The sequence below is a fragment of the Streptomyces sp. NPDC000151 genome, from assembly GCF_040301705.1.
Classification (GTDB): Bacteria; Actinomycetota; Actinomycetes; order Streptomycetales; family Streptomycetaceae; genus Streptomyces.
This window is the reverse complement of record NZ_JBEPFC010000040.1, coordinates 26,982-48,051: the sequence shown is the minus strand read 5'-3', so window position 1 is coordinate 48,051 and position 21,070 is coordinate 26,982. Positions and strand designations below refer to the sequence as shown.

Here is a 21,070-nt window from a genome sequence, read left to right as displayed (position 1 = left end):
CTCGGCGCGGCCCGGCGCAGCCTGCGCTGCCAGCTGTTCGCCTCCGTCTGTTACGTCGGCGGCGGGCTCGGCGGCGCTGCCGCGGCCGGCACCGTCGGCTCGGCCTGGGGCGTCGCCGCCGCGACCGTGAGCGCCTCGTCCGTGTGGTGGCTGCAGTTGCGGTACGCGCTGCGCGAGCGCCACCACCACCCCATCCCCGAAGTGAGGACCCCATGACCGCCCGACCCAGGCTGAGCATCGGCCTGCCCGTGTACAACGGCGAGGAGTACCTGGCCGAGTCGCTCGACGCTCTGCTCGGCCAGACCTACGAGGACTTCGAGCTGATCGTCTCCGACAACGCCTCGACCGACGGGACCCAGGACATCTGCCGCAAGTACGCCGCGCAGGACTCGCGCATCCGCTACATCCGGCTGCTCCGGAACGTCGGCGCCACGCCGAACCACAACTACGTGTTCACCCAGTCCCGCGGCGAGCTGTTCAAGTGGGCGTCGCACGACGACCTGTACGCCCGCGATCTGCTGCAGCGCTGCGTTCAGGCGCTGGACGAACGCCCTGACGTGATCCTCGCGCACTCCGGGCAGGCGGTCATCGACGGCGACGGCCAGGTGAAGGTCCCCTACGAGTACGGGCTCGCCACCGACTCGCCGCACCCGCCGGAGCGCTTCCGCAGCCTGCTGTTCGAGCCGGGCGGCGACGACTTCTACGGGGTGCTGCGGGCCGACGTGCTGCGCCGGGTGAAGCCGCTCGACAGCTACCACCACGCGGACCGCACGTTCGTCGCCGAGATCACCCTGCACGGGCCGTTCCACCAAGTGCCGGAGCTGTTGTACTTCCGCCGCGACCACCCCACCCGCGCCGAGCGGGCGAACCCTTCCAAGCGCGCCCGGTGCGTCAACCTGGACCCGCGCCGGGCGGGCCCGCTGCACCCGACGCCCCGGCTGCTCGCCGAGTACGTCCGGGGCTTCGCCTCGGCGATCCGGCGGGCGCCGCTGTCCCCGGCCGACCGGCGCGCGTGCTACCGCCACCTGGCCGCATGGATGACCAGCCGGGTCCGGCCCGGCGCCGGGGAACGGGTCGAGGACCGCGCCCCCGTCGACCCGAGCGGGCTCACCGTCTCCGTCGACGCGCTCGTCGCCGGCCGCGAGGGCCGTCAAAGGGGGCACGTATGAACTCCCGTGTGCGCATAGGGCTGTTCGGCCTGCTCGGCTCCGGCAACCTCGGCAACGACGGCTCGCTGGAGGCCGTGCTCGGGTACCTCCGCGCCGAGCACCCGGAGGCGGTCGTGGACGCACTGTGCGGCGGACCCGAGGCCGTCACGGCCCGATTCGGGATACCCGCGACGCGGCTGCACTGGAACCGCGCGGAGTACCGGACCGCGTCTCGTGCGGGCGCGATCGCATCGAAGGGGCTGGGCAAACTGGTCGACGCCTTCCGCACCGCCGCCTGGGTGCGTCGGCACGACGTGGTGATCGTGCCGGGCATGGGCGTCCTGGAGGCCACGCTGCCGCTGCGGCCGTGGGGCTTCCCGTACTCGCTGTTCCTGCTCTGCGCGAGCGGCCGGCTGCTGCGCACTCGGGTTGCGCTGGTCAGCGTGGGCGCCGCCGCGATCGGCAACCGGCCGACCCGGGCCCTGGTGCGCTGGTCGGCGCGGCTGGCCACGTACCGCTCGTACCGGGACGCCCAGTCCCGCGACGCGATGCGGGCGATGGGCGTGGACACCGCGCGCGACGAGGTCTATCCGGACCTCGCGTTCTCGCTGCCGTCCCCGCCGCGCGGCGCGCCCTCGGACGCCCCCGGCCCGGTCTGCGTCGGTGTCATGGACTTCCACGGCGGCAACGACGACCGCGCCCGGGCCGAGGAGATCCACCGCCGCTACCTCGACGGGACGATCCGGTTCGTGCGCGCCCTGGTGGAGGAGGGCAGGCCGGTCCGGCTGCTCACCGGCGACACGTGCGACGTGGCGGTGGTCACCGCGATCCTCGACGCGGTGGACTCACCACTGGTCACCGCTGCCGAACCGGCCTCGCTCGCCGACCTGATGCGGGAAATGGTGGCGGCCGACAGCGTGGTGGCGGTCCGCTATCACAACCTGATCTGCGCGCTGAAGACCGGCACCCCTGTGCTCGCCCTGTGCTACGCGGCGAAGAGCGACGCGCTCATGGACGGCATGGGCCTCGGCGCGTACTGCCATCCGGCGCGCGAGGTCGACGCCGATCGGCTGCTCGAGCAGTTCCGCGCGCTGGAGAAGCGCTCGGCCGAGCTGCGCCGGACCCTGGCCGAGCGAAACCAGGCCGCCGCACAGCAACTCGCCCACCAATTCAACGCGTTGACCACAGCCCTGTTCCCCGCGAACACCCACGCCCATGCCGATCGGGAGACACGATGAAAGCGACCCAAGTTCCGGAGATCGCCGGCGCGTACCTGTTCGAGCCGACCCCGTACGCCGACGAGCGCGGCTTCTTCTGCCGCACCTTCGACGCCGACGTGGTCCGCTCGGTGGGTCTCGACCCGTACGCCTTCACCCAGGACAGCGTGTCCCGCTCGGCCCGGGGCGTACTGCGCGGCCTGCATCTGCGCTCGGGCGCCGGCGAGGCCAAGCTGGTGCGCTGCTCGTACGGCAGGATCTTCGACGTGGTCGTGGACCTGCGGCCGGACTCTCCGACGTACCGGGGCCGGGCCTTCTTCGAGCTGTCCGACGAGATGCAAGCGACCCTGTACATCCCGGCGGGCTGCGCGCACGGCTTCCAGGCGCTGACCGAAACCGCCGACACCTCGTACCGGATCGACCGCCCGCACGATCCGGCCGAGGACGTGACGATCGCCTTCGACGACCCGGAGCTCGCCATTCCCTGGCCGCTGCCGGTCACCTCGACGTCCCAGCGGGACCGGGAGGCGCCGAGCCTCGCCGCGTTCCTGAAGCTCAGGGACGGGTGAAGTGGGCTTGAACAGCGAAGAGTTGAGGCTCTCCCGGTCGCGGACGGCGAACGAGCGGCTGCACGCCATGATCCCCGGGGGCGCGCACACCTACGCCAAGGGCGACGACCAGTACCCCGAGAACCTGGCCCCGGTCATCAGCCATGGCCGCGGTGCCCACGTGTGGGACATCGACGGCAACCGCTACATCGAGTACGGCTCAGGCCTGCGGTCGGTCAGCCTCGGCCACGCCCACCCGCGCGTGATCGAGGCGGTGCGGCGGGAACTCGACCGCGGCAGCAACTTCGTCCGGCCCTCCATCGTGGAGGTCGAGGCCGCGGAACGCTTCCTGGCCACCGTGCCGACCGCCGAGATGGTGAAGTTCGCCAAGAACGGCTCCGATGTCACCACCGCCGCGGTGCGTCTCGCCCGCGCCGTCACCGGGCGCCCGCGGGTGGCCGTCTGCGCCGACCACCCGTTCTTCTCCGTCGACGACTGGTTCATCGGTACGACGCCGATGGCCGCGGGCATACCGGCGACGACCACCGAGCTCACGGTGTCTTTCCCGTACGGGGATCTGGCCGCCACGGAGGAACTGCTCACCCGGTACGAGGACGAGGTCGCCTGCCTGATCCTCGAACCCGCGGGCCACACCGAGCCCCCGCCCGGCTACCTCGCGGGGCTGCGCGCACTGGCCGACCGGCACGGCTGCGTCCTCGTCTTCGACGAGATGATCACCGGCTTCCGCTGGTCCGAGGCGGGCGCCCAGGGCCTGTACGGCGTCGTCCCCGACCTCTCCACGTTCGGCAAGGCGCTGGGCAACGGGTTCGCCGTCGCCGCGCTGGCCGGGCGCCGTGAGCTGATGGAGCGGGGCGGACTGCACCACTCCGACGACCGGGTCTTCCTGCTGTCCACCACGCACGGCGCCGAAACGCACTCGCTGGCCGCCGCGATGGCCGTGCAATCCACCTACGTCGAGGAGGGCATCACGGCGCAACTGCACGTTCTTGGGGAGCGGTTGGCCGCCGGTGTCCGCGGTGCCGCGGCCGGCATGGGCGTCGGCGACCACATCGTCGTCCGGGGCCGGGACAGCAACCTGGTGTACGCCACCCTCGACGAGAACCGGCAGCCGTCACAGCGGTACCGCACCCTGTTCCTGCTCCAACTCCTCGCGGGCGGGGTGCTCGCCCCGTCGTTCGTGGTGAGCAGCGCGCTCGATGATGCCGACATCGACCGCACCGTCGAGGTGGTGGCCCAGGCATGTGCGGTGTACCGGAAGGCGCTGGACGCCGGTGATCCCACGCCCTGGCTGGGCGGGCGACCGGTGAAGCCGGTTTTCCGCCGCTTGGCGTGACGTCGCGTCGCGTCAGCGGCCCCTCCATGGACGGGCGTCAGCCATCCGGTCGACCAGCCACGCGGTCGCCGGAATCACCGCCAGCGCGGTGCACCAGCCGCCGAGGGCGTCGGTCGGGTAGTGCGCGCCCAGGGCGGCCTGGGCCCATCCCATCGCGGCGCCGGCAACCAGCGCCGTGGCGAGTACGAGTGACGTACCGGCCGTCCTGCCAAGGCCGAGTCGGCCGGTCGCGAGCAGCGCCACGATGAGGGCGAGCGCGGTGAGGAAGGCGGTGTGCCCGCTCGGGTAGGACAGATTGTCGCCGTGGATGGTGCGTCCCACCAGGGGCTTGAGCAACGTGGTCGCTCCCACGGTCATGCCGACCCCGGCAACGACGAACACCGCCGCCCGAGGACGCCGAAACAGCAGGCAGCCCGTCACGGCGGCCAGGACCAGCGCCACCGCTCCGGCGGGCTCCCCCAGGAAGTCCGTGGCCAGAGCGACGTACCGCCACGGCGGCGGCACACTGTCCGCCGTCGGCCGGATGATCCACCTGTCCACCCTGCCGGGCTCGCTGTGGCCGGCGTACAGGACCCCGAGCACGACGACCACCAGCACGGCGAGGCCCGCGATCGGCCCGAGCCACGCGCGCAGCGACGAAGGCAGCACCGCCAGGCGATCCAACGCGAGCCCCCTGTTCCGTAGCGTCCCCGAAGCCAGACTACGAGGCGGGGTCTGCGGTGCTGCACGCGGTGCCCGCTCAGCGCCGGGCACGCTGCCTGCTCAGTGGGCGAAGCCCCAGTCGAGCATCTTGATGGCGTCGTCGAAGCGGCCCTGGTCCGTGTCGTCCTTGAGAATCGCGCCGACCAGGGTGCGGTTGTTCCGCTCGGCGGCGAAGACGAGACAGTAGCCGTCCTCCGGACCACTGCCGGTCTTGATGCCAAGGGCACCGTCGTAGCTGCTCAGCAGCTCGTTGCTGTTGGTCCAGGTGTAGTACCGGGTATGGCCGTTGGCTGCCGGGGCCTCGGTCTTGAACTGCTTGTTCTTCACGACGTCGGCGAACAGCGGCTGCAGCATCGCGCGCTGGCCGAGCTTGGCCAGGTCGCGGGCGGTGCTGTGGTTGTTGCCGTGCGAGATGCCGTCGAACGTGTCGAAGTGTGTGCCGGTCAGGCCGAGTTGCTGCGCCTCGGCGTTCATCTGGTGCACGAAGTCGGCGATCCGCGCGTCCATGGTGTCCCCGGAGCCGTAGTTGTCGGCCAGGGCCATCGCAGCGTCGCCGCCGGAGGGGAGCAGCATGGCGTACAGCATCTGCTTGACGGTCAGCTTGTCGCCGGTCTGGAGGTCGGCGGTGCTGCTGCCGTTGTTCTGGACGTAGTCGCGGTACTCCTGCTTCACCGTGATCTGCCGGTTCATCCACTCCGGGTGCTTCAGTACCACCAAGGCGGTCATGATCTTGGTGGTACTGGCCATCGGCACGCTCTCGTCCGCCTTGGCCCCGGCCCACAGCTCCCGTTCCTGGCTGCCGTCGCGGGCGTCCAGCAGGAAGGCGTGGTCGGTGTGGATTTTTGGGGCGGTCTGGTCCTTCGCGTCCTGGTTCTGGTCGGCGGAAGTGGTGGCCGCAACGCTCTGCCGGCCGTTCTCGTCGGCGGAATGCGTGGCGCCGGGGGTGGCCGCCTCGGCGAGGCCGCCGGCGGTGAGCGGCAGGGCGGCTCCGAAAAGCGCCACCGTCGCGATTCTGACGCCGGTCCGGTGTATTCGGTTGGGGCGGGCGTGGGAACCCATGGGCGTCCCTTCTCCCGGCGTAGGGACGCCGGTTTTCAGTGAAGTCGTTTCGTACTGAACCTACTTGCGCAATGGCAGCAACTGTCAAGATCGCCATGTCATGGTCAGGTAACGGAGCGCCTCACCGTGGAGATGTTGTGCAGGCGACTGGTGGGGCCTGTGGAGGGCCTCGCGTACAGTGCTCGGCCGGCCCCCCGACGACACCGGATGACCGCTCGCCGTTCCGTGCGCGGTGCGACCGTGACGCCGTCCGGCAGACCCCCTCGGGCGGCGACGCCCCGCCCGCCGCCGGTCATCAGCACGAGCGGCCCCATGCGCGGCGTACGCCACGTCGGGTGCGCCGCGTAGGGCTAAAGTGACGCTGACTCAGTAGTCATACGGATATCGAGGAGCGACCACCCATGGCGGTCTCGGCCGGATTACATGTCAGCCCGGAATTTCCCGCGATGCTCGAGCGAATCGAGGCACTCGGCGGAGCGCTGGAGGCGAACGCGGACGAGGCCGAAAAGCTCGGCAGACTTACCGAGGACACCGCGCGGGCGCTGCTGGACGCCGGGGTGGTCCGGGCCGAACTGCCGCAGAACCTCGGCGGTTACGAGTTCTCGCCGCGCCAACTGATCGAGACGGTCGAGCGGATCAGCTACCACGATGCCGCGGCCGGTTGGACGATGCTGGCGCTGCAATTGATGACCGGCACCACTGCGGCCTATCTCGATGCCGTTGCGGCGGCCGACTTGTTCCCGGACGTCGCGGGCGGGGATCACGCGCTATTGGCCGGTCATGGCACCCGGCCCGGCCGGGCCGTCCCCGTGGAGGGTGGCTACCTGGTGAGTGGCCGTTGGCAGTTCGCCTCCGGTATGGCGCACGCCACCCACATCCACAGTGCGATCCAGGTCGAGGGCACCGGGGAGCTGCGGGTGCTGGCGATGCCGAAGTCGCAGGTGGAGCTCGTCGACAACTGGGATGTGCTCGGGCTGCGCGCGACGCACAGCATTGACTACCACTGCGCCGATGCGTATGTCCCGAAGACGCACACTTATCTCGCTACAACGACGACCCCGGCCAACGGTGGCGCGATCTACCGCCTCGGCCTGGTCAACATGTCCGCGATCGGGCACACCGGCTGGGCGTTCGGCGTCGGGCGCCGCCTGCTCGATGAGCTGAAGTGGGTCGCCGCGGCAAAGTCCGGCACGCGTAACGCCGCCGTCGACACCGCGCAGTTCCACGCGGAGTACGCCACCGCCGAAGCCAAGCTCCGTTCGGCGCGGGCGTGGGCGATGGAGGTATGGCAGGGCATCGAAGCCACCCTGGACGCGGGCGAGTTGCTGAGTACCGAGCAGGACACGCTGCTCAGGCTGGCGCTCAACCACGCGACGTGGACCGTGCAGGACGTGGGTCATACGGTGCACCGATGGGCGGGGACGGCGGCGATCCGGCGCGGGCCGATCGACCGGTTCCTGCGTGATCTCAGCACAGGTACCCAGCACATCACCTCAAGCCCGATGGTCCTGCAGAACTGCGGGAAATGGCTCAGCGGCGCCCAACCTCAAGCACACTGGGAATTCCTCGGCTTGACGCCGTGAACAACAGGTCGGCGTCGGCCCTCCGGCCGGGCGGAATCTCAGCTCGGGAGGCTCGGGTTATCGAGGCGCCTCTGCCTCGCTGGTCTTCTTGCTCGGTTCGGCGAGCGGTGTGGGGGCGTTTCGTCGGCCGCTGAGGATGGTGGCGACCGGCAGGACCGCTACCAGCCCGCTGAGCAGGATCCCGGCGAGTGCGCCCAGGATGGCGGGTTGGTTGTTGAAGGCGATGCCGATTGCGGCGAGGGCGGGGCCGGCGTTGCGGACGGAGGCGACGCCTCCCATGGTGGTTCGGCGTTCCGCCGGTCCCGTCGCCAGCAGCGTTCCGATGGCGAAGGCGGCAGCCGCGAGAAGGAATCCCGCGAGGAGAGTGAGTGAGCCGAGGAGGGCCACCACGTCCTTCCAGTTACCCAACAGCATGCCTGCGAGGACTACCAGGAATGTGATGTTGGAGACCTTGGTCGCGGTGGGGTGCCATGCCCGGGCGGTGTCCGTGGCGTAGCGGCGCAGGAGCAGTCCGATGGCGAAGGGCACCAGCTGGAGAAGGGCGACGGTGCGGATCAGTGCCCCTACGTCGAGAGAGACGTTGGTGCCGACATCGGCGGCGGTGAGCAGGGCGTTGACGGTCGGCGCGAAGGTGATGCTGCCGACCGCGGCGAGCAGGACCTGCATCGCCGCGCCTCCGACCACATCGCCCTTCTGCACCATGGCCAGTTTTGCCCCGAAGGGGCCGCCCGGCGAGGACGCGACCAGGATCAGTGCGACGAACGCGGCCGATGGGAGGCTGAGCAGCGCGCCCAGGCCCCAGCCGAGCAACGGAAGGATCACCATGTTGGCGAGCAATGCCAGTATCAGCAGTGGCGCGTTGGTGAAGACGCCGCGCAAACCGGTGAGGGTGGCTCCCAGGCCGGCGGCGAACATTGTGGCAGCGATGAAGATAACGGTGACGGCGTTGAGTACCAGATGCAGGGTGTCCATTGAACGTCCCCTCGGGCTCCGGAGCGTCTTCGGTCGGCGGCGCGGCGATCCGTTGCGGCCTGTCAGTCGCGAAGGTCGCCGAGCCAGCGCAGGGCGCTCAGACTCGGCAGGAAGCAGTACTCCCCGCCGCGGGTGACGACGAACTGGGGCAGGGCGGCCAGGCGGCGTCGCACCGGCCGTCGGGGGATGGTGTAACCGGTGGTGCCGTCCGCGGATCCGACGACCGGGTCCTTGGCGTCGTTTCCTCCGAAGAAGACGCCGTCGTTGATCCACTGCGACTGCACGAACTCGAACTGGCGCCCCAGGTGTGCGCCGATGAAGGCGAACATCAGGCCGCGGTCTGCTCCGTCGTCCTCCAGGACTCCTTCAGGCAGCGGCGGTCCGTAGACGGCACCGCGCCGGATCATTCGGTGCAGCCGTACCTCTCCGGCCACCGAGGCGTCCCGCGGGTTGGCCCGTCGGATATGGCAGCCGCGGGGCGTGTCGAAGCCCGTCGGATCGTCGCGCTCGTACAGGAAGGTGTTACGGCGGTGCGGGTCGGCGCCGAGTTCTGGGTCATCACGCTGCGGCGCGAGTGCCAAGGGGGCTCCGCTGCGCCAGCGGCCCATGACCTTGGCAGCGATCAGTTCCTCGTCGGCGGGTCCTGTGGAGTTGTCCTTCAGGTAGCGCCGGAAGCCGGCGACCTGCTGATGCAGCTTGCGAAAGACCGCGTAGCTGCCGTTACGGCCCAGAACGTCCGGCTGAGGGGTCTGGATGCCGCCGAGTTCGTCCCGGTAGCCCAGGATGAACTCCCCTGCTTTGAGGGGAACTTCCAGAGCGTTCGACCCGGGGATGCCGCTTGCCTCGATGGCCGGGTGGCTGACGCCGTCCCGGTAGCCGAAGTGCTCGGTCTCGGTGGGCAGGGCGTAGCAGTCCTGCCGCCAGACGGCCGTCACCCCAGGGAGGCGGTCATAGGCCGGGCGGGCCCGGTCGAGGGCCGCTGCCAGGAGCAGCGGGTCGGGCGCGACCGCTGTGAGCGCCACGTGGACGTCCGAGCTGCCCAGCGGTGCCTCCCAGTTCTCCGGGCTGCTTGCGCCGACGTCGCCGAGCGCCTTGGCGCGGGCCGCCATGCCTTGCCGGAACTCCCAGGCGAAAGTGTCCAGCGACGAGCGCGGCACACCGAGGGCCGACAGGCCGGCACAGGTGACGGCCACACTGACCCATGTCGGGCCGAGCGGGCTGACGGAGTCGGCGGCAGAGGTCACCGCTGTGCTCACCCTGCGCATCAGTTCCCGTCCGTGGACGCGGTCGTCGATACGGAAGAGGAGATACGTCGCGGCGTAGGGGGTCGGCCGGGGGCTGAGGGCCCCACGCTGAATGTCATCCAGTTCCAGTTCCAGTTCCGGTTCGGCTTCCCTTGGCCTGCTCACAGTGCGCCTCCCTGCGGTCCTACTTCGAAACGAGGTTGCGCCAGAAACTGCGCAGGCTGTCATCACCACCGAACAGGGAACTGAAAATCGTTGAGTCCGCCAGCAGCACGTCGCCGGCCCGGTCACCGCGTGGGGGCATCCACAGGAACATGTTGAACTCGGTGTTGCCGGCCTCGGTGAACGGATGCGGCCTGGACATATCGATCGGCTGCCTGGCCAGGACGCGGAGGGAGTCCGAGCCGTCGGTCAGCACCTCGTAGTGCGGCAGATGCATGTGAAAGTTGAAATTCCGCACCCCGTCCAGCCAGCCCTTGGTGTCCAGGTCCGCAACGGTGGACAGGGGAGCGATCCGGTTGCCCTCCTCAGTGGCGGGGCGCAGGCCGTAACGATTCACGGCCGGTATGCCCAGGCCCTTCATCAGGTCCCTGGCGTAGGTGGCGAAGCGCTGCTGGCGGGGCACCAGTGGATCGCGGTGGTGGCGGTATTCCATCTCCCGTTCCGACGGGTCGTCCGAGGCTCCGACGTCGTGGTGGGGGCCGAGCACCAGGCGGGCGTCCTCGCGGGCCAGGAAGTGCCGCAGAGCCTCGATCTCCCCGGGCTGCGCCTCCTGCTCGGTGATCATGTGGTCCAGTCCGAACACGAACAAGACGTCCGTGTCCGCCAGTACGCGCTCGTCCAGGGGCGTTGGGAAACCGGCCTGGTCGATGCGCTGGTACACCGGCACGGGATGTCCCGTGACGTCCTCGACGAAATCCTGGAACGGCACCCAGGCCCGGAAGAACAGTTCCAACGACCCGGCGATGCCTTGCTGGAACCGATAGGGGTCGGACCACTGGGGGTCCTCGTAAGCCGGCCACGCTGCTCGCCTGACCTCGGTCATCGTTGAGAAGCGGTTGTCCAGCTCCACCGCATACCGGCCGGCCTCGGCCGGATAGCTCCACGAAACGTAGATGCTCACCCGCCGTCCGCCCGGGGTGTACGCCCGTGGGCGGTGCCGCTGGTTGTAGACGCGCGCTGTCCTGGCCTTGCTCATGTCGATCGTCTCCGATCGCGGCGGTGCTTCGGTGCGGCGGCCCGCTCACACCGCAGTGCCGGGTCCCGGCCTCACTGCAACTGGTCGAGCATCTCGGACAGGGCGCTCTTGACGTGCAGAGCCTTCTTGATCTCGTCCGCCGTCACGTAGGGATACTCGCCATACTCGATGAAGCTCGGACAGTGATGCTCCCGCACGAACCTGACGAAGGCATCGGGGTTGGTCTGCCAATCCTCGGGAAACCCCTCCAGGTTCTCGAAGACCGTGTTCACGCCGGACTTCGAGAAGAGCGCGATCGCGTCCTCGGTGTACTTGTCGAAGTCGGTGTCGAAGATCCCCTGGTACATGAAACGCGTGTCGTCGTCGAAAAGCACCCATCGCAGATAGTGCAGCTTCAACGGTGCGAGGAGAGAGGGGTCTTGTTCCAGTGCTTTGGCCAGCGAGTGGCCGTATTCCCGCACGACGTCGGCGCGACCCGGTTTGACCCTCGCTACGATAGTGAATCCGTAGCAGGCGGGAGTCTTGGGGAAAACGGGCCCGTACTTACCCTGTTCGAGGTGGCCGGTGTCCTTGGGAATGACAGCTGCCTGCGGCTTGATCTCCATGTCCGCTCCCTCCCCAGCCGATGGACGGGGGACCGCAGTCTAGCGCTCCACCCGGTCACTTGGTGTGGTGCGCCTGCTGAGCAGAAACGGTCGATACACCGGGCTCCTGCTCACCCGAGACGATGGGTGCTTCGCGATGGACCAGGGAAGTCCGACCTGTTGGGACGCTCGTCGAGGTGCCGTGCCGCAAGACCGGAGGGAGGCTGAGGGGTGGCGCGATGTCCGCCCGAGCGACGACCTGCGGGCGGTGCCGGTCACCGCTGTCACGCCCGCATTCAACGCATCAGCGAAGGGACGTAGGTCGTACCTCGTCCGGCTCACACTACGTGATCGGTTTCCGGGGTACCTCACCCGCTGCGGAGGACGCGGCCTGGCGGTTCCGGCTGCTGAATGGGACCAGCTCCAGCCCAGCCTCATCGAGGAGTGATCGTGTGGTGGCACCGGCGCGGCAGGCCGGCCGGAATGCTCTCGCGTGTCCTGCCCTTCGCCCACCGTCTCGCGCAGCAACTCAGGCGCGTCGGCGTCCTGGACAACGCGACCCGCCTGGCCGCGCAGGCGTTCCTGACCGCACTGCCCATGCTGTTCGCGATCGCCACCTATTTCCCGGGGACCATACGCGCCGAGCTGCTCGCTTCGCTGCGCTCCGTCTTCGGTGCGCCGGCTGCTGTCGTCCGCCAGGTGGACGGGGTGTACCGAGGGGGCCCGGGGGCGCGGGAAACCTGGGGAGCCGTCGGCGTACTGGTCACACTCGTGTCCGCCACCGGCCTCGTCCGGGCCCTGCAACGGCTGTGTGAGCGGTCCTGGCAGCTGCCGCGTTCGGGAGTACGCGTCGCGGTCTGGCGCTGGTTCACATGGCTCGTCGTGTGGACGACGGCGCTGGTGTGCCAGGGAATGCTGCGCTCGGGCTTCGGCGTGGGGCCCGTACTGGGTGTCCCGCTCCAGCTGCTGGTGACGGTCCTGCTGTGGTGGTGGACCCAGCACCTGCTGCTGGCCGGCCGGATCGGCTGGCGTCCGCTCTTCCCCGGGGCCCTGGTGACCGGCGGTGCTGTGGTGGCATTCACCGGCGCGTCCGGGCTCTGGCTGCCGCACTCGCTCGAGCTGAGCGTGCAGCGCTACGGACCGCTCGGCTCCGTCTTCACGATGCTGTCCTGGCTCATCCTGTTTTTCGCCGCGGTCGTCCTGAGCATTGCCACGGGGTACGTACTCGCACAGGAGCGGCCCTTCGCGGTCGGCCAGGGGCCGGAGACAGGAGGCGGGGGGCCGGGGCCCAACGTCCCCGCAAGCCGACCGGATCGACCCTGAGAGCCGACACAACCCACCAACCGGGTTTCCGGTGTCACCCGGCCCGGGTGAGGCAGCGGCCGTGCCGCAGGCGGACCCTTGACGCGGACAGGTCGCTGAGCGTGCCTGCCTGTGCTGCCGCAGCGGCCGGGTCCTGCTCGTGATCGCGGCGCTGGTGATCCCCGGCGGCAAACTCACCGACCGCTACGGCCGCAAACGTTGCTTCCTGACCGGCCTCGTCGTCTACGGGATCGGCGCCCTGCTCAGTGCGGCCGCCCCGGAAGGTGATCGGCGTGTTTCGACCGTGAAGACGTGGGTGCGCCAGGCGGCCAGGTCGACGTAGAAGGCGGGGCCGGTCAGTTCGCTGCCGGGGCGCTCGTAGCGGGTGCCGTCCAGCAGGTCCGCCAGCCGGCAGGTGGCGGTGCCGAGGTCGGGCCACGGCAGGCGGATCCTGGCCTGGGAACCGTGCGCGGAGAGGTTGACGATGGTCAGGAACGTGCCCGCGGTGCCCCGCCAGCCCCAGGCGAGCAGGTCGTGATGGGTCGGGTTGTCGGCCCAGCCTTCGCAGTGCAGCGGTTCCCAGTGTCCCGTGCGCATGCCGCTGCGGTGCACGGCGGCCAGGAGCTGCTCGTGGAATGCCTGCAGATCGGCGTCGGACGGTTCGTCGGGGCGCCGGGTGAGGAACACGGGCAGGCGCGTCCGGCGCCCGGTGAACTGGCCTTCGTGCCACAGCGTCGCGCCGGGCAGCGTAGCGACGGCAACGGCTGCCGCACGCTCCTCGGAAGCGCCCATGACCGACGCGGCCCGGGGTTCGTCATGGTTCTCCAGGAACCGTACGAGACGCCGCTGGTAGCTCACGTCCGCCTGCAGGTGCTGGAACACCGAAACCGCCCGCTCGTGCAGCAGCCGGTCGTACAGGCGCTTGTCGTAGCAGTAGTCGAAGCCCTGTTGCTGCAGGGCCCATTCGAGGTCCCAGTACGCCTCGGCGATGAATGTCATGCCGGGCCGGCGCTGCCGGACGGCGGCCAGGACGGCGGGCCAGAACTCGGAGTCCGGTGGGGGACCGGCAAGGTGCCCCCAGGTCCGTGCGAAGACGTCGTTCATCAGCAGCATCGCCATGTCACAGCGCACCCCGTCGCACATCCCTCCGATGCGCGTCAGCACGTCGGCCGTGGCCTCCCGCATGCCGGGCCGAAAGGCATTGAGCTGCACCACGTCCGGCCAGGGCGGGAAGAAGGGGTCCCGGCCACGGGCGAAGACCTGTCCGCCTGCTTCGAGGTAGGCGGCCGGGTCGCGGCCCAGGTCGTCGACGGTTCCGCGCACGAAGTACTCGGGGTGCTCGGTCAGCCACGGGCTGTCCGGCGCGACGTGGTTGGGTACGTAGTCGAGCAGCAGGCCGATGCCGCGCCCGGCCAGCTCGGTACGCGCGGCGGCCAGTCCCGCCGCTCCGCCGAGCGCCTCGTCGACGGTGTAGGAGCGTACGCAGTACGGGGAACCGGCGATGTCGTCGTCCCGGACGTCCGGCAGCGCCTCGGTGAACGAGCGGCGCAGCTCGGGGTCCCGCAGCGCGATGTCGCGGCCTACGCCGCTGCGTTCCCATACCCCCATGAGCCAGACGGCGTCGATGCCGTGCGGGGCGATCCGGTCCCAGGCGTCCTTCGGGACGCCGTCGAGGCCGACCGGGCGTCCGATGCTCCGCTGCACCTCGCGCAGCCACACGCGAGTGTTGACCTCGTGGATGATGGGCTGTTCCGGGAGTGGGCTCATCACGTCTCCTTGCTGCCGGAGCCGGACGTCTCCTCGGCTCCGGGTGCCGGTGTTCCCTTCCCGCCCGGACCGGTGCGGAAGTGCTCGGGCGCGAGGGTGCCGAAGAGCGTCATCAACGTGGCGACCAGGCCGGTCCAGCCGGTCTGATGTGCGGCGCCGATGCCCGCGCCATTGTCGCCGTGGAAGTACTCGTGGAAGGAGAGCAGGTCGCGCCAGTGCGGGTCGTCCTGGAACTTCCGCTGGCCGCCGTACATGGGCCGGTGCCCCTCCGCATCACGCAGGAAGAGGCGGGTGAGACGGGTGGAGATCTCGCTCGCGACCTCGAAGAGGTTCATCCGGACGCCGGAGCCGGTCGGGCACTCCACGGTGAGATCGTCACCGTGGAACGCGTAGAGGTTGAGCAGCCCGCGGATGATGAGGGCGTTGGTGGGGAACCACACGGGCCCACGCCAGTTGGAGTTGCCGCCGAACATCCCGGAGTCGGACTCGGCAGGCAGGTAACCGACACGGTGCTCCGTGCCGTCGACGCGGAAGGTGTAGGGGTGGTCCGCGTGGTACCGCGAGAGCGCCCTGATGCCGTACGGACTGAGGAACTCGTCCTCGGACAGCAGCCGTGCCAGGACGCGGACCAGCCTCTTCTCGTCGACGACGGACAGCAGCCGTGGTCCGCCCTCGGCCCCCGCCATCGCCTCCGCGAGGCCGGGCGCCAGGGAGGGGTGGCGGTCGACGAAGCGGCGCAGCCGGTCGCCCAGGCCGTACACGCCGGCCAGCTGCCCGGGCTGCAGTACGGTCGCCGCGCAGAGCGGCAGCAGTCCCACCATGGAGCGGACCTTCAGACGCGTCGCCTGCCCGTCCGGCAGCCGGAGCACGTCGTAGAAGAACCCGTCCTCCTCGTCCCACAGGCCGTCCCCGCCGGTGCGTTCCATGGCAGCCGAGATCCACAGGAAGTGCTCGGCGAACTTGAGCACGTGGTCCTCGTAGCCGGTGGGGTCGTGCTGGACGAGCTCCAGCGCGATCTGGAGCATGGTCTGGCAGTACAGGGCCATCCACGCGGTCCCGTCGGCCTGTTCCAGGTACCCGCCGGTGGGCAGCTGGGCGCTGCGGTCGAACACACCGATGTTGTCGAGGCCCAGGAAGCCGCCCTGGAAGAGGTTGCGGCCGCTGGGGTCCTTGCGGTTGACCCACCAGGTGAAGTTGGTCAGCAGTTTCTGGAAGACGCGGTCCAGGAAAGCCCGGTCGGCATTGCCCGTGCGCAGTTCTTCCAGCGTGTAGATGAAGTACGCCGCCCAGGCGTGGACGGGCGGGTTGACGTCGCCGAAGTTCCATTCGTACGCGGGGACTTGGCCGTTGGGGTGCAGGTAGGTGTCCCGCAACAGCAGTTCCAGCTGCTCCTTGGCGAAGGGCAGGTCGACCACGGAGAGCGCCACGGTGTGGAAGGCCAGGTCCCACGCGGCGAACCAGGGGTACTCCCACTTGTCCGGCATGGAGACGATGTCGTCGCACGCCATGTGGAACCACCCGCCGTTGCGTACGGCGCGGCCCGGCGCGGTCCAGGGATCGAGGCCGTGCTCGGCCAGCCAGGTCTCCAGGTCGAAGGAGTAGTACTGCTTCGACCACAGCAGCCCGGCCAGTGCCTGGCGCAGCACCCGCGCCTCGTCCTCGCCCGCGCCGTCCGGGGTCAGCTCGCGGAAGAAGGCGTCGGCCTCGGCCTGCCGGTCGCGGAACACCGTGTCGAAGTCCTCTGACAGTGGCATCGAGGAGCCTGCGGGGGAGAGGCGGAGGCGAATGGTCTCGGCACCGCCGGCCGGGACCGAGAGTACGTAGTGCGCGGCGGCCTTGGTTCCCTGCTGCCCGGGGTCGACCGCCGTCTCCTCGCCGTTGACCACACAGCGGCCGATGCCGTCCTTCACGTACGGCGACGCGTTGGGCGTGCCGGACAGCCGCTCGGTGTTGGTGTCGTTCCCGGTGAACAGCAGTGGTACCTGCCCGCCGCACCGCAGCTCGTAACTGCCCAGCGCAGGATGGTCGGCCCGGACAGCGGTGGTACCCACCGGGCCGCGGGACGCGGACAGCCGCGGTTTCGTGGCGTCGTGGCCGTGGCTGCCGCCGTGGCCGTGGCTGTCCTCCCAGGACCAGGTGTTGCGGAACCAGAGGGTCGGCAGGAGGTGCAGGGTGGCTTCGTCGGGCCCGCGGTTCTCGGCAGTGATCCGGATCAGTATGTCCTCGGGCGATGCCTTGGCGTACTCGACGGTGACGTCGAAGTAACGGTCGTCGTCAAAGACTCCGGTGTCCAGCAACTCGTACTCGAACTCGTGGCGGCCGCGTGCCCGATTGGTCGCCACCAGGTCGTTGTACGGGAACTCGTCCTGCGGGTACTTGTACAGGTACTTCAGGTACGAATGGCTGGGCGTGCTGTCGAGGTAGAAGTAGTACTCCTTGACGTCCTCGCCGTGGTTGCCCTCGCCGTTCGTCAGCCCGAAGGCACGCTCCTTCAGGATCGGATCACGTCCGTTCCACAACGCGAGCGCGAAGCACAGCCGCTGCTTCTCGTCGCAGATGCCACCGAGTCCGTCCTCGCCCCATCGGTAGGCGCGGGAACGCGCGTGGTCGTGCGGGAAGGCGGACCAGGCGTCGCCCCCGGCGCTGTAGTCCTCGCGAACGGTTCCCCACTGCCGTTCGCTGAGATAGGGGCCCCACAGTTTCTCCCGGCCGCGGGTGTCGTCGGGCGGGTCGCTACGGCCGGTCTTCGTCGAAGTGGTCATCAGTACGCTCCCTGTCGACGGCGGCCCCGCCCCGGGCAGGACCGCGGCCCCCGCTGATGCTCTATTCCGCAGCCGATCCCGCCGAGCCGCATCACCCGGAGTGGGTGACCGGGAGCAGACCAGTTGGGTCACAGGCAACTTTGCGATCATGGCGGGGAGCCCCTGCATGGCTCCCCCCGACCCGTTGAGGAGCGGTATGGACATTGGCGTTTTCATTCCGATCGGTAACAACGGCTGGCTCATATCGAAGAGTTCGCCGCAGTACATGCCGACCTTCGAGCTGAACAAGGCCGTCGTGCAGAAGGCCGAGGAGCACGGACTCGACTTCGCCCTGTCGATGATCAAGTTCAAGGGCTTCGGCGGCGAGACGGAGTTCTGGGACCACTGTCTCGAATCGTTCACACTGATGGCCGGCCTGGCCGCCGTGACCGAGCGCATCAAGCTGTACGCCTCCACGCCGATCCTCGCCCTGCCGCCCGCGATCGTCGCGCGCATGGCGGCCACGGTCGACTCCATCGCTCCCGGGCGGTTCGGGGTCAACATCGTCACCGGCTGGGCGCCCGGTGAGTACACCCAGATGGGCCTGTGGCCCGGGGACGAGCATTTCGAGAACCGCTACGCCCGGGCCGTCGAGTACGTCACCGTGATGAAGGAGCTGTGGAGCGAGGGCGTCAGCGACTTCAAGGGGGAGTTCTACGAGATGGACGGCTGCGTGCTGTCCCCGCGTCCGGCGGACGGCCACATCGATGTCGTTGCCGCCGGTCAGAGCGGCACGGGAATGCGGTTTGCCGCCGAGCACGCGGACTACAACTTCGTCCTGGGCCGCGGTGTCAACACCCCGCTCGCGGTCTCGGACACCACTGCCGCGCTCGTGGACGCGGCGCGGACGACCGGCCGCGATGTCGGGGCGATGTCACTGTTCATGGTCATCGCGGACGAGACCGACGAGGCCGCCCGTGCGAAGTGGCTGGACTATCACGACAACGCCGACCACGCGGCGCTGGCGTACATGGCGGGGGAGACGGCCGCGGACGCGACGGACGACGCCTCTGCCACCGCCCGGACCATCGCCTTGCCCGAGGGCGCGGTGAACTTCAACATGGGGACGCTCGTCGGCTCGTACGAGAGTGTCGCGAAGATGCTGGACGAGATCGCCGGGGTCCCCGGCACCAAGGGAATCATGCTGGTCTTCGACGACTTCCTCGAAGGAGTCGAGAACTTCGGCACGCGCATCCAGCCGTTGATGAAGTCACGGTCGGGGCGGTCGGCACAGACGCCGTGACCGTCGGCGCTCCGCTCACTCGGGTGCGGCCGGTCGACCGGCCGCGCCCCAGTGCGGTGTCAGGTCAGGAACGTGTCCGGATCGGCGCTCACCGAGCACGTTGGGGCTCTGAACAATGGGACTTCCCTATGGGCCAGGTGCCACCGCCGACTCCGCGCCGCACTGCAGGAGGAGACCCGCTATGCCCGAAACAGGGGAGCACCCGCGCTCGGAGGCGTGGAAGACCGCGCTCACCGTGCTGCAGGAGGCCACTCCGCCCGCCATCCCGGAGGGCGCGCACGTGATGACCGTACAGATCGAATACCCGCCCGGTGACCCGGGCACCCCGCCGCACCGGCACCCCGGACCGGCCTTCGGCTACGTGCTGGAGGGCGAGATGCGCTTCGAGCTGGAAGGCGAGCCGGAGCGGATCGTCCGCGCCGGGGAGACGTTCTGGGAGCCGGGCGGGGACGTCATCCACTACCAGGACGGCAGCAACAGCACCGACACACGCCTGCGCTTCCTCGTCACCATGCTCTGCGTGCCGGGACAGCCCATGCTCGTCCTGGTCGACGACGAGGAACTGAAGCGGCGCGCACACCTGCGCGCCCCCCGGCCGTAAGAGCAGGCCAGAGCAGGTCAGAGCGAGTCAACGCGAGGAGTGCGCGGCGTGAAGATCGTGGTCATCGGAGGTACCGGCCTCATCGGCAGCAAGGTGGTCGGCAAGCTCAACGACCGTGGGCACGAGGCGGTGCCCGCCGCGCCCGGCACGGGCGTCAACACCCTCACCGGCGAGGGCCTCGCCGCCGCGCTGGCCGGCGCCCAAGTGGTCGTGGACGTGACCAACTCACCCTCCTTCGAGGCGTCGGCCGTGCTGGACTTCTTCACCACCTCCACCCGCAACCTGCTGGCTGCCGAGCAGACGGCGGGCGTGGCGCACCACGTGGCGCTGTCGATCGTCGGCATCGACGACCTGCCCGACAACGGCTACTTCCGGGCGAAGGTGGCCCAGGAGCAGCTGATCAAACAGGGGCCGGTCCCTTACTCGATCGTCCGGGCGACGCAGTTCTTCGAGTTCGTCAAGGGCATCGCCGACACCGCCACCGACGGCGACACCGTGCGCGTGCCGCCCGTGCTCTTCCAGCCCATCGCGGCCGTCGACGTCGCCGAAGCGGTTGCCAGGGCCGCCGTGGAGACCCCACTGAAGGGGACCATCGAGGTGGCCGGGCCCCAGGTGTTCCGCTTCGACGAGTGCGTCGCCGAAGCGCTGCGCGCGGGGAACGACCCGCGTACGGTCGTCGCCGACCCGCACGCCCACTACTTCGGTTCCGACCTGGCAGAACGCAGCCTCGTCCCCGACGACGGACGCGCCCGCCTGGCCCGCACCCGCTTCGACGACTGGCTGCGCCGCTCCTCCTGAGCGCGGCAACTCCTCCTGAGCACCGCAGCTCCTCCTGAGTACGGCCGCGGGCACGGCCCGGCCCAGCCCCCAGCCCGACCCGGAGTCCGCGAGGGTCCCCGGTCAGCGCAGTGTCCTGGGGCGAAGGCGGTCTGAGGCCGGACGGGTCGGGCGGGCCGGGCGAGTGGTGCTCAGGACCGCCCCGGTGCGCCGGCGCGGAGGCCCGCCATGACGAGGTCCAGGAGGCGGGTGGCGCGGGACTGCCAGTCGCCGTGGGCGCCGATCTGCCAGAGGCCGGCGATGGCGAGCAGGAAGTCGTCGGGGGTCACCCCCGGGCGGATGGTGCCGGCCTCCTCGTTCGCCGTCAGCAGGAGCGTGACGGCCGCGGTCAGCGGGGCGTGGCCCAGGCCGGCCAGGCTGCCCTGGGAGCAGGTGGCCCTGCGCATCGCGTCGGCCAGGCCGGCCTTGGCCATGGCGTACTGGGCGAGGCGGTCCATCCACTCCCGCAGCGCCTGGTCCGGCGGGCGGGTTTCGAGCAGCTGGGCCGCGGCGTCGGCGACCTGCTGCATCTCGTAGCGGTAGACCTCCAGGACGAGCGCCTCGCGGTTGGGGAAGTTGCGGTAGAAGGTCCCCTGACCGACGCCGGCCTTCTTCGCGATCGCGCTCAGCGGGGCGTCCGCCGAGCGCGTCAGTTCGGTCAGTGCCACTTCCAGGATGCGCTCGCGATTCCGTTGCGCGTCCGAGCGCAGTGGTGGGTCGTTCCGCTGCTGCACTCGTCCTCCTTCCGAGAACCGCGGACGGGAACCACCGCCGGGCGGGCCTTGCTAAGCGGACAGCTGTCCGATAGGTTCCATGGTTACGGACAGTTGTCCGCTTAGACTCACCATAGCGGCAGATGCGGGGGAGTGGACGGCCGGTGGTGACCGAGACCGGATCAGATCCTTCTGTGTGACGGGACCGTACGGTCCGC

18 protein-coding genes and 2 pseudogenes are annotated in these 21,070 nt (G+C 69.6%); 11 read left to right on the top strand and 9 right to left on the bottom strand.

All coding sequences use genetic code 11. The features are described from left to right. The 5 genes and pseudogenes from ABT381_RS14580 to ABT381_RS14560 form a co-directional block, all read left to right on the top strand. Positions 1 to 216 (top strand): annotated as a pseudogene (locus ABT381_RS14580) (hypothetical protein); the annotation flags it as partial. After that, positions 213 to 1,169 carry a glycosyltransferase family 2 protein gene (locus ABT381_RS14575; RefSeq protein WP_351592992.1) on the top strand — a complete coding sequence of 319 codons (957 nt, stop codon included), beginning with the start codon at positions 213 to 215 and terminating at the stop codon, positions 1,167 to 1,169. The pseudogene ABT381_RS14580 and the gene ABT381_RS14575, both read left to right, overlap by 4 nt. Next, positions 1,166 to 2,386, top strand: a complete 1,221-nt coding sequence (locus ABT381_RS14570) for a polysaccharide pyruvyl transferase family protein (protein ID WP_351592989.1) — start codon at positions 1,166 to 1,168, stop codon at positions 2,384 to 2,386. Before ABT381_RS14575 ends, ABT381_RS14570 begins: the two co-directional genes overlap by 4 nt. Then, positions 2,383 to 2,934 (top strand): dTDP-4-dehydrorhamnose 3,5-epimerase family protein, encoded by a 552-nt coding sequence (locus ABT381_RS14565; RefSeq protein ID WP_351592986.1) that lies wholly within the window; start codon positions 2,383 to 2,385, stop codon positions 2,932 to 2,934. The genes ABT381_RS14570 and ABT381_RS14565 overlap by 4 nt, the downstream gene beginning before the upstream one ends. Before the next feature lie 7 nt (positions 2,935 to 2,941). Next, the gene (locus ABT381_RS14560) at positions 2,942 to 4,267 is read left to right on the top strand and encodes a glutamate-1-semialdehyde 2,1-aminomutase (protein ID WP_351592998.1); all 1,326 of its coding nucleotides are present in this window, start codon (positions 2,942 to 2,944) and stop codon (positions 4,265 to 4,267) included. Between the two features lie 12 nt (positions 4,268 to 4,279). Here the strand turns inward: ABT381_RS14560 and ABT381_RS14555 are convergent, their stop codons facing one another. Beyond that, positions 4,280 to 4,930 (bottom strand): phosphatase PAP2 family protein, encoded by a 651-nt coding sequence (locus ABT381_RS14555; RefSeq protein ID WP_351592983.1) that lies wholly within the window; start codon positions 4,928 to 4,930, stop codon positions 4,280 to 4,282. 99 nt (positions 4,931 to 5,029) lie between these two features. Next, complete coding sequence (locus ABT381_RS14550; RefSeq protein WP_351592980.1) at positions 5,030 to 6,028, bottom strand: D-alanyl-D-alanine carboxypeptidase family protein; 999 nt, start codon at positions 6,026 to 6,028, stop codon at positions 5,030 to 5,032. 401 nt (positions 6,029 to 6,429) lie between these two features. On the opposite strand from ABT381_RS14550, the gene ABT381_RS14545 reads away from it, so the two are divergent. Continuing rightward, on the top strand, positions 6,430 to 7,611 hold the full coding sequence (locus ABT381_RS14545; protein ID WP_351592977.1) for an acyl-CoA dehydrogenase family protein: 1,182 nt from the start codon (positions 6,430 to 6,432) through the stop codon (positions 7,609 to 7,611). Positions 7,612 to 7,668: 57 nt separating this feature from the next. On the opposite strand, the gene ABT381_RS14540 is transcribed toward ABT381_RS14545, so the two are convergent. The 4 genes from ABT381_RS14540 to ABT381_RS14525 all read right to left on the bottom strand — a co-directional run bounded on the left by ABT381_RS14540 (position 7,669) and on the right by ABT381_RS14525 (position 11,630). Further along, positions 7,669 to 8,583 carry a hypothetical protein gene (locus tag ABT381_RS14540; protein WP_351592974.1) on the bottom strand — a complete coding sequence of 305 codons (915 nt, stop codon included), beginning with the start codon at positions 8,581 to 8,583 and terminating at the stop codon, positions 7,669 to 7,671. 62 nt (positions 8,584 to 8,645) lie between these two features. Beyond that, a complete protein-coding gene (locus ABT381_RS14535; protein WP_351592971.1) occupies positions 8,646 to 9,992 on the bottom strand; it encodes a Dyp-type peroxidase in 1,347 nt (448 codons plus the stop codon). Between the two features lie 19 nt (positions 9,993 to 10,011). Beyond that, complete coding sequence (locus ABT381_RS14530; RefSeq protein ID WP_351592968.1) at positions 10,012 to 10,899, bottom strand: hypothetical protein; 888 nt, start codon at positions 10,897 to 10,899, stop codon at positions 10,012 to 10,014. A 197-nt stretch (positions 10,900 to 11,096) separates the two neighbouring features. Beyond that, positions 11,097 to 11,630, bottom strand: a complete 534-nt coding sequence (locus tag ABT381_RS14525; protein ID WP_351592966.1) for a hypothetical protein — start codon at positions 11,628 to 11,630, stop codon at positions 11,097 to 11,099. Between the two features lie 462 nt (positions 11,631 to 12,092). Between ABT381_RS14525 and ABT381_RS14520 the strand changes: the two genes are divergently transcribed. Then, the gene (locus ABT381_RS14520; protein ID WP_351592964.1) at positions 12,093 to 12,932 is read left to right on the top strand and encodes a YhjD/YihY/BrkB family envelope integrity protein; all 840 of its coding nucleotides are present in this window, start codon (positions 12,093 to 12,095) and stop codon (positions 12,930 to 12,932) included. 133 nt (positions 12,933 to 13,065) lie between these two features. After that, positions 13,066 to 13,191: pseudogene (locus ABT381_RS14515) on the top strand (MFS transporter); the annotation flags it as partial. Here the strand turns inward: ABT381_RS14515 and ABT381_RS14510 are convergent. Then, the gene (locus ABT381_RS14510) at positions 13,155 to 14,678 is read right to left on the bottom strand and encodes an alpha-amylase family protein (protein WP_351592961.1); all 1,524 of its coding nucleotides are present in this window, start codon (positions 14,676 to 14,678) and stop codon (positions 13,155 to 13,157) included. The pseudogene ABT381_RS14515 and the gene ABT381_RS14510 sit on opposite strands and share 37 nt — an antisense overlap. After that, entirely contained in the window at positions 14,678 to 17,440 is a 2,763-nt protein-coding gene (locus ABT381_RS14505; RefSeq protein ID WP_351592959.1) for an MGH1-like glycoside hydrolase domain-containing protein, read from the bottom strand. Before ABT381_RS14505 ends, ABT381_RS14510 begins: the two co-directional genes overlap by 1 nt. A 196-nt stretch (positions 17,441 to 17,636) precedes the next feature. Here ABT381_RS14505 and rutA point away from each other — a divergent pair, with 196 nt between their 5' ends. From rutA to ABT381_RS14490, 3 genes are all read left to right on the top strand, one after another. Next, positions 17,637 to 18,722, top strand: coding sequence for a pyrimidine utilization protein A (gene rutA, locus ABT381_RS14500; protein WP_351592956.1), 1,086 nt, complete (start codon positions 17,637 to 17,639; stop codon positions 18,720 to 18,722). A gap of 181 nt (positions 18,723 to 18,903) precedes the next feature. Further along, positions 18,904 to 19,323: a cupin domain-containing protein gene (locus ABT381_RS14495; protein ID WP_351592954.1), complete on the top strand. Its 420-nt coding sequence runs from the start codon at positions 18,904 to 18,906 to the stop codon at positions 19,321 to 19,323. A gap of 48 nt (positions 19,324 to 19,371) precedes the next feature. Beyond that, the gene (locus ABT381_RS14490; protein ID WP_351592951.1) at positions 19,372 to 20,121 is read left to right on the top strand and encodes an SDR family oxidoreductase; all 750 of its coding nucleotides are present in this window, start codon (positions 19,372 to 19,374) and stop codon (positions 20,119 to 20,121) included. Positions 20,122 to 20,291: 170 nt separating this feature from the next. Here ABT381_RS14490 and ABT381_RS14485 read toward each other — a convergent pair whose 3' ends face one another. After that, positions 20,292 to 20,873, bottom strand: a complete 582-nt coding sequence (locus tag ABT381_RS14485) for a TetR/AcrR family transcriptional regulator (RefSeq protein ID WP_351592948.1) — start codon at positions 20,871 to 20,873, stop codon at positions 20,292 to 20,294. Between the last annotated feature and the right edge of the window lie 197 nt (positions 20,874 to 21,070).